Origin of the sequence: Clostridium sp., assembly GCF_029258205.1 — a bacterium.
Classification (GTDB): Bacteria; Bacillota; Clostridia; order Clostridiales; family Clostridiaceae; genus Sarcina.
The window spans coordinates 34,269-48,512 of the sequence record NZ_JARHZJ010000041.1 but is presented as its reverse complement, the minus strand read 5'-3'; the positions used below and the strand labels follow the sequence as shown (position 1 = coordinate 48,512).

Sequence of the window (14,244 nt, the reverse complement as noted above, 5' to 3'; positions counted from 1 at the left end):
AGTTTTATTTAAAGTTGATTTTAATATAGTTTCTTCTGTTTTTTTCTTTTTACTTATGATATATTAAAGGATGTTATGTTAATAATTTATGTTAAATCATAATTTGTTTAGAAAGGAAATAGAATATGGCAAAGATAACTAGTAGAAATAATGATTTCTTAAAAATGCATAGAAATTCAACTTCTCCTAAGGTGTATTCTTTATTGATAGAGCTTATAAATAATCATAGAGAAGACTTAGCTAATGAAGTAATAAAGATAGATTATTTAGTTGATTATTTTAATACATGTATCAAAAAAAGAGATAAAAGAGAAGGTAAGGAAACTTTAGAAAGAATAAATTTAAGGCTTTCTAATTTAAAGAAGGAAGGTGTAGATACCTCACATTTTGAAACACTTTGTGAGAATATATTAAAAAACAATAAAGTTAAACTTTAGAGTTAAATAAGGATGGGATGCTAATGAATAAATTTTTAAAGTTAGGATTAAGTGAAGAGGTTGCAAAATCCTTAGTAGGATTAGGTATAGATGAGCCAACAGATATTCAGGAAAAAGCTATACCTGAAATTTTAAACGGTAAAAATGTAATAGGAAAAGCTGAAACAGGGACAGGAAAAACTTTAGCATATTTACTTCCTATAATAGAAAATATTGATGATTCAAAAAATGAGATGCAAGCTATTGTGCTTTCACCAACTCATGAATTAGGAGTTCAGATAAATAATGTTTTAAATGATCTTAAAAGAGGTCTTGGAAAAAAGATAACTTCAACAACTTTAGTTGGAAGTGGAAATATAAAGAGACAAATTGAAAAACTTAAAAATAAGCCTCATATACTTGTTGGAACTACAGGAAGAATTTTAGAACTTATAAATAAGAAAAAAATAACTACTAATACTATAAAAACAATAGTTATTGATGAAGGTGATAAGCTATTAGATTTTATAAACATAAAAGATGTAAAAAGTGTTGTTAGGTCTTGCCCAAGGGATACTCAAAAACTTATATTCTCAGCTACAATGAATGAAAAAGCTCTAGAAACTGCAGAAGAATTAATAGGAACAAGTGAACTTATTCAAGCAAAAGCTGCAAATAAAGTTAATGAAAATATAGAACATGGATATTTTCAAGTTGAATTAAGAGATAAAATAGATTTTTTAAGAAAGCTTATACATGCTATAGGTGGTGATAAAAAAATAATAGTTTTTATAAATAATAGCTATAATGTGCATAATGTAATTCAGAAGTTAAAGTATAATAAAATAGAAGCAGTTTCTCTTCATGGAAGTGATAATAAAATGGAGAGAAAGAAAGCTCTTCAAGACTTTAGAAGTGGAAAAGCTAAGGTTTTAATAACTTCAGATGTATCAGCTAGAGGACTAGATATTAAGGGAGCTACACATATAATTAATTTAGATATTCCTATGAATTCTCAGAACTACTTGCATAGAGTAGGACGTGTAGGAAGAGCAGGTGAAAAAGGCTTTGCATACTCTTTAGCAGATTATAAAGAAGAAAAAATAATAGTAAAATGTGAAAGACAATTAAAAATAAAAATTCCTAGAGTTTATTTATATGAAGGAAAGATACATGAAACAGATGTAAAAAAAGTTCATTCAAATAAAAACAATAGTAAAAAGAAAAGCAATTTAACTAAAAAAGTATATAAAAAATATAATTAAATATATTATAAGGCACCATAGAATCCATTTCTTTTGGTGCTTTTTTATTTGATTAGTAGTTTTTGTCTGTTATTAATTGGAGTTTAATTAAAATAATTTTAGAAGAAAGTTATGTAATTATAAAAAAATAATCTTTAAAAGTTACTAAAGAATTAAAAATATTCTATTTAGAAGTTTTTCATGGAAAGTAAGTGAATATATTAAAAAACATTAATTTTGATGAGATATTAATATTGTATAATATGGAAAAGTTTTTGAGGAGTGTGAATATTATTAGGATAAAATATTAAATTTGAGGCGACATTGTTTGACAATATTTTTGTTTTTTGAGAAAATTAAATTAAATTATTATTTTAGTTTTAGAGAGGTAATAAAATTGAATATAAAAAAAATAATTATAATATATGCTTTTCTCTTCTCAATGCTAATATTAATTCAAGGTAAAAATGTTTTTGCTTTAGGAGAATCAGAGGTAAGATTCAACAATTTAACATTAAAGGATGGACTATCTCAAGTTACTGTAAATAAGATAATTCAAGATAATAGAGGGTATATGTGGTTTGGGACATCAGATGGATTAAATAAATATAATGGACATGAGTTTGTTGTTTTTAGGGAATTAGGAAATGATAAAAATAGTATTAACTCAAGTTTAATATCATCTATAATAGAATATGATAATGATAATATTCTTATTGGAACTAGTAAAGGTATAAGTAAAATAAATGTAATAACAAATAAAATAAGTAGAATGTTTGAGGATGAAGAAGGAAAGAGCAAGCTATCAAATAATAATATATGGGATATATTAAAACATAGTGATGGAACAATTTGGATAGCTACTAGAAGAGGGTTAAATATTTATAATCCTAAAACAGGAGAGATGTCTCAAATTTTTAAAGATACTGAACCAAAAGGATTAAAAAGTGATGTAGTTGCTTCTTTATGTGAAGATAAGTACGGAAATGTATGGGTTGGAACAAGTGAAGGATTAAGTATAATTAATTCTAAGAATAGAGAGGTTCTATCAATAAATGATTTATTAGATAATGAGAATTCAGCAATTTCTAATATTTATAAGGATAGAGAGAATAATATATGGTTAGTAACAAATAGTCATATTATGTTAATATCAAGTAATTATAAAGATATTACTTATTTAGATAAAGAATTAGAGTCTTTTAAAATAGATCCAGAGAGTGTAAATGCTATTTATGAAGATAAATATTATAATTTATGGATATCAACTCAAAAAGGATTATTAGAATATAATAAGAAGAATAAAAAGATTCATCTTTTTAAAAATAGATATTATGATGATACCAGTTTAGTTAATGACAATGTATTAACTGCATATGAAGATAGAAGTGGATTGCTTTGGTTTGGTACTTATAATGGAATAAGTTTATTAAATCCTAACCAACCATTTAACCAATATAGAAGAGAGCCAGATAAGGAAAACACAATTAGTGATAATAGCATGAGTGGAATATATAAAGATTCTGATGGGATATTATGGCTTGGGACTAACTCAGCAGGTCTAAATGCATTGAATACCATGACTGGTGAAGTTAGAAATTTTTATAGTAATAACAATGATGAGAATACTCTTAGTAGTAATGTAGTTTGGCAAATATGTGAAGCAGACAAAGATAATTTATGGGTTGCAACTCAAGGGGGAGTTAATAAGATAAATAAAAAAAGTGGAAAAGTTGAAAGATTAAAGTATCCAGATAATATGAAAGAAAGAAATAAAATGGATGCTAGGAATGTTTTTGTAGATAAAGATGGATTATTATGGATAGGAGCAAGAGGTGGATTACAATCCTATGATGATAAAACCGGAACTTTTACTGATTATTCTAATGTCTTTAATACTGTAGGTATAGTTGAAAATGTTGTAACAAGTATTTCAGAAGATGAAGAGGGATTTTTATGGATTACTATTGGGATTGATGGTGGTGTAGTAAAGTTTGACAAAAATAAGGGTGTATTAAAAAGTTATTTAAATAATAGCTTTGATAGTAATAGTCTTATAAACAATGGAGTACATTGCTTAGCAAAGGATTCAAAAGGAAATGTTTGGATTGGAACTGAAGCAGGGTTAAGTAAACTAGATCCTAAAACTGATAAATTTACTAACTACACTATTGTAGATGGATTAGCTAATAATTATATATATGGAATACTTATAGATGAAGAAGATAATATTTGGATAAGCACAAATGATGGTCTATCTAGATTTAATCAAAAAGAAAATAAATTCATAAATTATACTGTTATGGATGGATTACAAAGTAATGAATTTAATGGAAGATCTTATTTTAAAAGTAAAGATGGAGAAATGTTTTTTGGAGGTATAAATGGGTTAACTACATTTTATCCTAAGGACGTTTTGAAATTAGCAGATAATAGAAATAATAGCAAAGTAGTAATAGATAAAATTAAGGTTAATAATAAAGACTATCCATACTATGGAGGAACTTTTTGCTTAAAGTATAATCAAAATAATATATCTATTGATTTCTTTTTGCCAGATTATTTAAATACAACGAAAATTACATATGAGTATAAGTTAGAAGGTGTTGATGAAGATTGGACTTTTGCTAATAAAAGAAATAATGCTAATTATGCAAACTTAGATTCAGGAACATATAAGGTTTTAATTAGAGCTAGGGATAATCATGGAGACTTAACTTCAGTAACTACTTTAGATTTGAAAATTGCGCCACCACCATGGCGTACACCAATGGCTTATTTAATATATTTTTCAAGTGCATTAATAGTTATTTTCTTAATGTGGAGTTATGTAAATGCTTTAGAGAAAACCGTAAAGAAAAGAGCTGAGCAATTGAAGAAAGAGGCAAAGGAAAAAGAAAAACTTTACATAGAAAAAGAGAAGCTTTATAAAGAAGCAGCAGATTTAAAGGATGAGATGATAAGAAGGCAAAAATTTAAAAATGATTATTTTGTAAATCTTTCACATGAGCTTAGAACTCCATTAAATGTTATATTATCTACGGTACAGCTAATAAAATTAAAGAATAAGAAAGATTGCTTAGGAAAATATCAAGTAGAAGATTATACTAATACTCTTAAGAATAATGCTAATCATTTACTTAAGATAATAAATGATATAATAGATTCATCAAAAATAGAATCAGGTACATATAGGTTGAATATAGAAAAACAGGATATAGTTTCTTTAGTTGAAGATACATCCTTAAGTCTAAAAGCCTATATTGAAGAAAATAATTTAGAGATCATAATAGATCCTGAAATAGAAGAATTAGAGGTAGAGTGTGATAAAAATGAGATTGAAAGATGTGTTATTAATCTTTTATCTAATGCTGTAAAATATACTAATGGGCATGGAACAATTGAAGTTTTCATAAGACAATGTGAAAATGAATCTGTAGAAATTGCTATAAAAGATACAGGAGTTGGAATATCTGAGAAGCAACAGAAGATTATATTTAATAGATTTGCACAAGCTGATAGTGTATCAAAAAAACAATATAGAAGTAGTGGTATAGGCTTGACATTGGTAAAAAGTATAATAGAACTTCATAATGGCACAATAAGAGTAGAAAGTGAATTAAATAAAGGAAGTACTTTTATAATTGTTTTACCTATAAGACAAGAAACGAACAAATAGCTAATTAAAAAAGAAAGTATATCAAGATTAAATTTAATAAAACTTACAAATATATTAATGAATATTACTTATTCAAATTATTTGTAAGTTTTATTTATAGGTAATTTTGGTACGCTTTCTTTTAGTTTGTTGTATTATTTAGGGATTGGAATTTTCAATGGATATTAATCATAAGCTTTAGATAGGGAATATTATTTAGGGAGAAAAATATGATTGATTTAAAAAGATGTGCAATAAAAATGGCTTCAAATATAAAGGTAGTAGATAGTAAAAGGGGAAAAGTTACATTAAAGAATGATTTAATATTAAGAGGATTAGCAAATAACAGTAAATATGAAGAACTTATTAAAGAATCAATAATGACAATGAAGGAGATAAATAAGATTGAATTTTTTTATGAAAAATTAAATTTAATCATTTCTTATGATTGCACAGTTACTTCTGAAAAGAAAGTAGTAAATTGGATAAAATCAATAATAGAAATAATTCTTGATAATTATGAAGAAGTAAAAAGTTTTGTAGAAAAAAATAATAGAGAGGAATTGATGAATTTTATTTTGCCTCAACTTAAAAAGCAAATTAACTTAAATAAATATAGGGTGAATTAACTTTTAGAATATGGTAATATATAATGATTTAAATAAGTATTATAATGTGGTAAAATATTTAATACTAAGGAAAGTTTTAGTATGAGTAGGGTAGCCTATAAGAATGGTTTTCTTATAGGTTTTTTTATTATTAAAGGAGGAGTGAATGAAGTATAAATTAAGTAAATTATTTATTATTAAATCTATTATTCTTAGATTTTTAATTTTTTTACTTTTATATTTGATTTTAAGATTGGGGCTTTATAAATTAAAAAACTTTAGTAGCTTTAATCAATTAAATGGAGTTATAAATAATAATTTAAGAATTTTTCAGTTATTAATTGCAATGATATTTATTATAGCAGTATTAATATGGCCAATAATTAAGTACCTTACATGGTCTTATTTTATATTTAGTGATTTTATTGAAATTAGATATGGAGTATTGTTTAAAAGATATATATGTATAAAAAGTGATAATATAAAATACATAAATATATGTGAAAATCCAATAGATATGCTTTTAAGGATAAAGAGTATAAATATTTATACTGCAGGAGGAAAAGTTGGGATTCCAGCAATTAATAAGGAACAGATAAGATTTTTCCATTATATAGTTAAAGAGCAAGTTTAGAGGTGGAAAATGAAGTTTTATAAAAAAAATCATTGGTGTAACATTTTTATAACATTTTTTAAATTGATGAAAAATACTTGGCCAGTAATAATATTTTTAGTTTTGAAATTTAACAATTATATTGAGGAAACAACTTCTATTTATATAGTATTAATTTTAACTTTTTCTCTAGCGAAATGGTTTAATACTAGTATTTTAATTGAGGAAAATTTTTTAATATATAAGGAAGGGGCTATACTTAAGGAAGAAATGCTTATTCCATTAAGGAGTATATCCATAATAGAGCTTGAGAGAAATGTAATTTATAGAATTTTTAAGCTAAGAAAGATAAAGATTGATAGTGTATATCCTTCTTCAAAAAAAAATGCAGAAATAATAATGGTATTAAAAAAGACTGATTTAGAATCTCTTTATGGAAATTTAAGTTATAGGATAAGAAATTTAATACATGATGAAAGAGAAATAAATCAAACCTTAGTTTATAATATATCAGCTATTCATTTGATTTTACTTTCAATGCTTAGAAACAATATATTATTAGGAATAGGGGTTTTATATTCAAGTATAAATTTTATGAGCAAGATACATAAGAGATTGAATCAAGAATTAATAAGTTTTTTCAAGAATGTTATTGAGGAAAATGTAATATCTAGAAATACAATATTAGCAATATTTTTATCAGCACTTTTTTTATTTAGTATTTTATTATTAATAATATTGATATTTTCTATATTAGCAATATTATCTAAGTATTATAAGTTCACAATATATAGAGATAATAACTATTTAAAACTTGAGTATGGATTAATAACAAGAAGAAGCTATTCAATTCCTATGGAAAGCATACATGCAGTAAAAATAGAGCAAAATATTATAAATCAAATATTTAAGCTTTATACTATAAAATGCTGTGTGGTTGGATATGGAAATAATATTAAGGAAGATGAACTTATATTTCCATTATGTAATGAGAAAGGATATATAGATATATTAAAAAATCTTGTTCCAGAGTTTCTATTTGAAGGGAAAGTGTACAAGCCAGAAAAGAAAGATCGTAGAAGATTTTTTACCATTCCAATACAAGTTGCTTTATATTCTAGCGTAGGATTTTTTTTATTAACTGGTGAGATATGGCTGTTTTTAGTAAGTGTGCCAGTAGTTATTATTGATAGAACTTTGTTATATAAAAATACTAAAATAGGTTTTGGAAGAGATTTATATTATGTTAGCTATAAATCATTTAATAGAAGACAATTTTTTATAAAAAAATCTAGCATGGAAGAAATAAGAGTAACATCAAATCCACTTCAAATAAGAAAAAAACTTGGTAATTTTAAACTTAGATTTTATTCCCAAAAGAAACTTGATTGGATAAAATTAAAGAACTTAAAATTAGATATTTATGATGAATTAAAGAAGTGGGCCTAATAAAATATAGAATTTTATTTGTTAAATAAATATATTAAAAGATAAAAAGACTTTTTATAATTAAAAGACTTTTGTGTATAGACTAGAAATAAGCTACACGGAACTTATTTCTTTTTTATTTAATGCATTATAACTAAAATTTAAAAGTTTTCATAAATAAACTCCTTTAAGTTATAGATTTTATATAAATGGAAGAAAGCACTCTTATTCCGATACTAACTTGGAGCTACAGCGTTTAAATATAATTCATATTAATTTAATTATAGTTTCAATTAGTAAATACTATTAGATTATTTATTATTTGTGATATAAAATATAAGTGAGAAGAATTTTATTAATAATAATATATCACTTCGATTTTTATTTGAATTCTTCCGTACAATTTAATATTATAAACACATAAGCATAGTGAGAGAAGGTAATGTTACCTTCTCTCATTAATTTTTTTATAAATATATTAAGAGTGTTATTATGTATATATTAATTTTATTAATTATTTCAATTGTAAAAGTTATATTTTTAAGGACTAGAAAAAATGAGAGTTTAGATTAAGAAATAGATGTAAAGAAAACTCTATGTAATTACCGGATGCTTAAATATAAGTATTAAAATAAAATTGCAAAGTAGCTGAAAATCGAATATAATTAACAATGTAATATAGATAGTGTATTATACTTAAAGTTTTTTAATTTTGGAATGAAGAATTAACCATATTATACCATATAATATATTAAGAGTAATAAAATTCTAAATTAACTCTAAGTTGTGTTACATGGTAAATAGGAATGTTCACTAATATATTAATTTAAGAAAGTGTAAGAGTACGTATATTGTTAATTTACTCAATATATAGGCTTTTACACTTTTTTTAAAAAATTAATTTGTACAGGTTTATTTATCATTTAAAAACTTAAATTTTACTAATATAAACTTAAAAACTAAGAGTTTTTTAGAGTGAAAATATATAAAATAGAGCAAATTCTATGAAAATAATAGTATTTTATTTCATATAGAATTCTGTAAGAAGATATTACAAATATGTAGTATCATGAAAGGATGATTTTATTGAAGAAATTAGTACTAGCAGAAAAACCTAGTGTTGGTAGAGAAATTGCCAAGGTTTTAAAGTGTAATAATAATAAAGGAAGTTATATTGAAGGAAAGAATTATGTAATAACATGGGCTTTAGGTCATTTAGTAGAGTTACAATCTCCAGAAGATTATGATAACAAGCTTAAAATATGGTCTATGGAAACTCTTCCAATGCTTCCTAAGCATATAAAACTTAAGATTATAAAAAAAGCTACTAAGCAATTTTATGAAGTTAAAAAGCAAATGGAAAGAAAAGATATAGATGAAATAATAATAGCTACAGATGCTGGAAGAGAAGGGGAACTTGTAGCACGTTGGATAATAGAAAAAGCACATGTTAAAAAGTCTATAAAGAGACTTTGGATATCCTCTCAAACAGATAAAGCTATATTAGATGGATTTAAAAATCTTAAACCAGGAGAAAACTACAATAACTTATATCAAGCTGCTCAGTGTAGAGCAGAGGCTGACTGGTTAGTAGGTTTAAATGTTACTAGAGCTTTAACTTGTAAATATAATGCTCAGCTTTCAGCAGGAAGGGTTCAATCACCTACCTTAGCAATGATAGTTCAAAGAGAAGAGGATATTAAAAACTTTAAACCAAAAGAGTATAGTACTATTTTAATAGAAACAGATAAATGTAATTTTACATGGATAAATAAGGATAATAATTCAAGAATATTTAAAAATGATTTCAAAGAAAGAGTTGTTTCTCATTTAAATGAGAAGAAAATAGGAAAAATAATCAAGATAAATGAAAGTAATAAAAAGAAATTTTCTCCTCAATTATATGATTTAACTGAGCTTCAAAGAGATTGTAATAAAATTTTTGGATATTCAGCAAAACAGACTCTTAATATAATGCAAAGATTATATGAGAATCATAAACTTCTTACATATCCAAGAACGGATTCAAGATATATTTCAAATGATATAGTTTCTACTATTCCAGAGAGATTAAGAGCTGTATCTACAGGTGAATTTAGAAACATAGCAAATGAGATATTAAAAAATCCTATAAAAGCAAACAAAAGTTTTGTAGATGACAATAAGGTTTCTGATCACCATGCTATAATTCCAACGGAGGAAAAAGGAAATCTAGCTACTTTAAGTTCTGACGAAAGAAGAGTTTACGAACTTGTAGTTAAGAGATTTTTAAGTGTATTATTGCCTCCATTTGAATATATTCAAACAACTTTAACTGGTGAAGTTAATGGGGAAAAATTAATTGCAAAGGGAAAAGTAGTTAAATCTAAAGGATGGAAGAAGCTTTATGATAGAGAAATAGATGAGGATGGAGACGATGATATAAAAGAACAAGAACTTCCTAAATTAAAAGAGGGAGATGAATTTAAAGTTCTTAAGATTAATGTTAAAAAGGGTGAAACAAAGCCACCAGCAAGATTTAATGAAGGAACTTTATTATCCGCTATGGAAAATCCACAAAAATTTATATCACTAGATAAATCTTCAGCAAAGACTTTGGGAGAAACAGGAGGTCTTGGTACTGTTGCAACTAGAGCGGATATTATAGAAAAATTATTTAATTCTTTTGTAATAGAAAAGAGAGGAAAGGAAATAATACCAACCTCTAAGGGAAAACAACTTATAGATTTAGTACCAAAAGATTTAAAATCACCTCTTTTAACAGCTAATTGGGAAGAGAAGCTAGAAAGAATAAGCAAAGGAAAAGAGGATTCTAAGAAATTTATAAAAGATATAAGAAACTATACTGTTGCTTTAGTTGAGGATGTTAAGCTTGGGGAAAGTAAATTCCATCATGATAACTTAACAGGCAAAAAATGTCCACATTGTGGTAAATATATGCTTGAAGTAAAAGGCAAAAATGGAACAATGAATGTTTGCCAAGATAGAGAGTGTGGATATAGAGAAAATATATCAAGAATAACTAATGCTAGATGTCCTGAGTGTAAGAAAAAATTAGAGATTAGAGGACATGGAGAAGGTAAAATATATGTTTGTCCAGGAGCAAATTGTAACTTTAGAGAAAAAGAATCTCAATTTAAAAAGAGATTTGATAAAAATAACAAAACAAACAAAAGAGAAGTAAATAAAATAATGCAAAAAATGAAAAAGGAAGCAAATGAATGTGTAAATAATCCTTTTGCTGATCTTTTAAGTGGTCTTAAATTTGACTAATTAAATTTTAAGAACTATACCAAAAATAATCTAATAAATTTTACTAAACATATTTAGTGAATATGTATAAGTTTTATTTTAGAGTTTGGTATAGTTCTTTATTTTTATAATATAAAAATAATTTTATGAACAATTTCAAAGTGAAAAATTAAAAAATCAACTTTATTCATTTAATAACTTATTTACATTAAATAAGTAAAAATGGATAGAGTTATTTTTTTATAAAATAATATAAATTTTTGTTTTGAGTATACTATTTGTATATAGAAAATATTTTATTTAAAAAATTCATACTAATATCAAATAAAATTACTAAAAATAATACTATTCTGTAATAAAAAGGTTACTATTTCAAGGGTGAAAAAAATGTATAATTAAATAGAATTAAGTTGTGTTTTGGAGGTATTATGAGTAAGGAGACTTTGAGCAAAAGAAAAAATAAAAATTTAAAGAAAAAATATATACGAAGAAGAATTGAGGTATTATTACTTGCTATATTTGCTTTGATTTTTTTAGGGACAAGAATTGCGTTAAGTGGCAAAGCCGAAGTAGCTAAGGGCAATACAGGTAATGAAAGTGAAAATAAAGAATTAGAAATGCAAGAAGCTACAGTTAAACTTCCACAATATAAGTCAACAGATATTATTCCAGGTAGAAATGTTACTTTTGATGGTAAAAATTATGCTGTAAATGCAAAAGATGTGAGTAAAATGTTAGATGGTTCTTATGAAGGAAAGGAGAAATATGTTTTTCTTACCTTTGATGATGGACCAAGTCCACTTACAGAACAAGTTTTAGATGTATTAAAAAATGAAAATGTAAAAGGAACTTTTTTTATGTTAGGCTCTAGATTAGACTCTGGACAAGCGCCTAAGGATAGTTTAAAAAGAGCGATAGAAGAGGGAAATGCTATAGCTAATCATAGTTATAGTCATAATTTTAAAAAGCTTTATCCAGGAAATATGACAGATGTCAATTATTTTATGGATGAGTTTAGAAAAACAAACGATATAATGAGAGAAGTTCTTGGTGTTGAGTTTGATACAAATGTTTTAAGAATGCCAGGAGGATATAATAGTAGAGTGTATTATAACGACAGAAATTTAGAAGAGTTAAATAATAATTTAGAAAGTAATAGAATAGTAAGCATAGACTGGAATGCTTTAAATGGTGATGCAGAAGGAAAACCTTATACTCTAAATGAAATGATTGATTATGTAAAAAGAACATCAAAGGGTAAAGATCAAGTAGTTTTACTTATGCATGATACTTTTGGAAAAGAAAAGACCGTAAAAATATTGCCTGAAATAATAAAATATTATAAAGAAGAAGGATATGAGTTTAAAACTATAAGTGATGCTAATATATAAAATAAAAAGAGCGTGTATTAAAATTTATTTTAATACACGCTCTTTTTATTATTTTGTCTCTAAATATTCATCATATGTGCAAACTTTATCAAATTTAATTCCTTCTGGAGTTAATTCTATGATTCTGTTTGCTATAGTTTCAACAAATTGGTGGTCGTGACAAGCGAATAATAATACGCTCTTATAATCTGCTAAACCATTGTTTACTGCTGTTATTGATTCAAGATCTAAGTGGTTAGTTGGTTGATCTAAAGTTAAAACGTTAGCTGAACTAAGCATTAATTTAGAAAGCATACATCTAACCTTTTCTCCTCCAGATAATACAGAAGCTTGTTTTAGAGCTTCTTCACCTGAGAATAACATTCTTCCTAAGAATCCTCTTAAGTAAGATTCAGATTTTTCATCAGAAAATTGTCTAAGCCAATCAACTAAGTTTAATTCACAACCGTCAAAGAATTCAGTGTTATCTTTAGGGAAGTAAGCATTAGTTATAGTTACACCCCACTTATAATCTCCTGAATCTGGTTCCATTTCACCATTTATTATTTTAAATAAAGTAGTTATTGATCTTTCGTTTCCAACAAAGGCAATCTTATCACCTTTGTTAACTCTGAAACTTACATTGTCTAGAAGTTTAACTCCATCAACAGTTTTTGATATTCCATTAACCTCTAAAATGTCGTTTCCAACTTCTCTTTCAGGTTTAAATCCAACGAAAGGATATTTTCTGCTTGAAGGTTGAATATCATCTAAAGTGATTTTATCTAATAACTTCTTACGAGAAGTAGCTTGCTTAGATTTAGAAGCATTAGCACTGAATCTAGCAATGAAGTTTTGAAGTTCTTTAATTTTTTCTTCTTTTTTCTTGTTTTGATCTTTAGCCATTTGAAGAGCAAGTTGACTTGATTCATACCAGAAATCATAGTTACCAACGTATAATTTGATTTTTCCAAAGTCAACATCACATATTTGTGTACAAACCATGTTTAAGAAATGTCTATCATGGGATACAACTATAACTGTACCTTCAAAGTTTGCTAAGAAGTTCTCAAGCCAAGTAATAGCTTTTATGTCTAAGTGGTTTGTAGGCTCGTCAAGTATAAGTACATCTGGCTTACCAAATAAAGCTTGAGCTAAAAGAACTTTAACTTTTTCATCACCTTTAAGTTCACCAACAGTACTGTAGTGAAGCTCAGTACCTATTCCTAAGCCTTGAAGTAATGAAGAAGCTTCTGATTCTGCCTCCCATCCATCTAAATCTGCAAATTCTGCTTCAAGTTCAGCAGCTTTTATTCCATCTTCATCAGAAAAATCAGGCTTTGCATATAAAGCATCTTTTTCTTCCATTATTTCAAATAATCTTGGATTTCCCATTATAACTGTTTTTAAAACTTCACAATCATCATATTGATAATGATCTTGTTTTAAAACAGAAACTCTAGTCTTAGCAGGAATTGAAACTTCTCCTGTATTAGGTTCTATTTCACCAGCTAATATTTTTAAAAATGTAGATTTACCAGCACCATTTGCACCAATAACTCCATAGCAATTTCCAGGAGTAAACTTTAAGTTAACATCTTCAAAAAGTTTTCTTCCACCAAATCTTAAGCTTACATTATTTACTGTAATCATTA

At 25.8% G+C, this 14,244-nt stretch carries 9 protein-coding genes; 8 read left to right on the top strand and 1 reads right to left on the bottom strand.

Annotated elements, in window-relative coordinates; all coding sequences use genetic code 11:
• Positions 1–125 precede the first annotated feature (125 nt).
• The 8 genes from Q1J60_RS05860 to Q1J60_RS05825 all read left to right on the top strand — a co-directional run bounded on the left by Q1J60_RS05860 (position 126) and on the right by Q1J60_RS05825 (position 12,610).
• A complete protein-coding gene (locus Q1J60_RS05860) occupies positions 126–437 on the top strand; it encodes a hypothetical protein (protein WP_300259529.1) in 312 nt (103 codons plus the stop codon).
• 23 nt (positions 438–460) lie between these two features.
• Positions 461–1,681 (top strand): DEAD/DEAH box helicase, encoded by a 1,221-nt coding sequence (locus tag Q1J60_RS05855; RefSeq protein WP_300259528.1) that lies wholly within the window; start codon positions 461–463, stop codon positions 1,679–1,681.
• A gap of 376 nt (positions 1,682–2,057) precedes the next feature.
• Positions 2,058–5,339 (top strand): ligand-binding sensor domain-containing protein, encoded by a 3,282-nt coding sequence (locus Q1J60_RS05850; RefSeq protein WP_300259526.1) that lies wholly within the window; start codon positions 2,058–2,060, stop codon positions 5,337–5,339.
• 209 nt (positions 5,340–5,548) lie between these two features.
• Entirely contained in the window at positions 5,549–5,947 is a 399-nt protein-coding gene (locus tag Q1J60_RS05845; protein WP_300259524.1) for a hypothetical protein, read from the top strand.
• A 145-nt stretch (positions 5,948–6,092) separates the two neighbouring features.
• Positions 6,093–6,560, top strand: coding sequence for a PH domain-containing protein (locus Q1J60_RS05840; protein WP_300259522.1), 468 nt, complete (start codon positions 6,093–6,095; stop codon positions 6,558–6,560).
• 9 nt (positions 6,561–6,569) lie between these two features.
• Positions 6,570–7,988: a PH domain-containing protein gene (locus Q1J60_RS05835; RefSeq protein ID WP_300259521.1), complete on the top strand. Its 1,419-nt coding sequence runs from the start codon at positions 6,570–6,572 to the stop codon at positions 7,986–7,988.
• 1,065 nt (positions 7,989–9,053) lie between these two features.
• Complete coding sequence (locus tag Q1J60_RS05830; RefSeq protein ID WP_300259519.1) at positions 9,054–11,240, top strand: DNA topoisomerase III; 2,187 nt, start codon at positions 9,054–9,056, stop codon at positions 11,238–11,240.
• Positions 11,241–11,647: 407 nt separating this feature from the next.
• Entirely contained in the window at positions 11,648–12,610 is a 963-nt protein-coding gene (locus Q1J60_RS05825) for a polysaccharide deacetylase family protein (RefSeq protein WP_300259518.1), read from the top strand.
• 48 nt (positions 12,611–12,658) lie between these two features.
• On the opposite strand, the gene Q1J60_RS05820 is transcribed toward Q1J60_RS05825, so the two are convergent.
• Positions 12,659–14,242, bottom strand: coding sequence for an ABC-F family ATP-binding cassette domain-containing protein (locus Q1J60_RS05820; protein WP_300259516.1), 1,584 nt, complete (start codon positions 14,240–14,242; stop codon positions 12,659–12,661).
• Positions 14,243–14,244: the final 2 nt, after the last annotated feature.

What these genes read in the sequence shown, in the direction of transcription:
- Q1J60_RS05860 (WP_300259529.1), top strand. Translation starts at nt 126, where the DNA reads ATGGCAAAGATAACTAGTAGAAATAATGATTTCTTAAAAATGCATAGA.
- Q1J60_RS05855 (WP_300259528.1), top strand. Translation starts at nt 461, where the DNA reads ATGAATAAATTTTTAAAGTTAGGATTAAGTGAAGAGGTTGCAAAATCC.
- Q1J60_RS05845 (WP_300259524.1), top strand. Translation starts at nt 5,549, where the DNA reads ATGATTGATTTAAAAAGATGTGCAATAAAAATGGCTTCAAATATAAAG.
- Q1J60_RS05840 (WP_300259522.1), top strand. Translation starts at nt 6,093, where the DNA reads ATGAAGTATAAATTAAGTAAATTATTTATTATTAAATCTATTATTCTT.
- Q1J60_RS05835 (WP_300259521.1), top strand. Translation starts at nt 6,570, where the DNA reads ATGAAGTTTTATAAAAAAAATCATTGGTGTAACATTTTTATAACATTT.
- Q1J60_RS05825 (WP_300259518.1), top strand. Translation starts at nt 11,648, where the DNA reads ATGAGTAAGGAGACTTTGAGCAAAAGAAAAAATAAAAATTTAAAGAAA.
- Q1J60_RS05820 (WP_300259516.1), bottom strand. Translation starts at nt 14,242, where the DNA reads ATGATTACAGTAAATAATGTAAGCTTAAGATTTGGTGGAAGAAAACTT.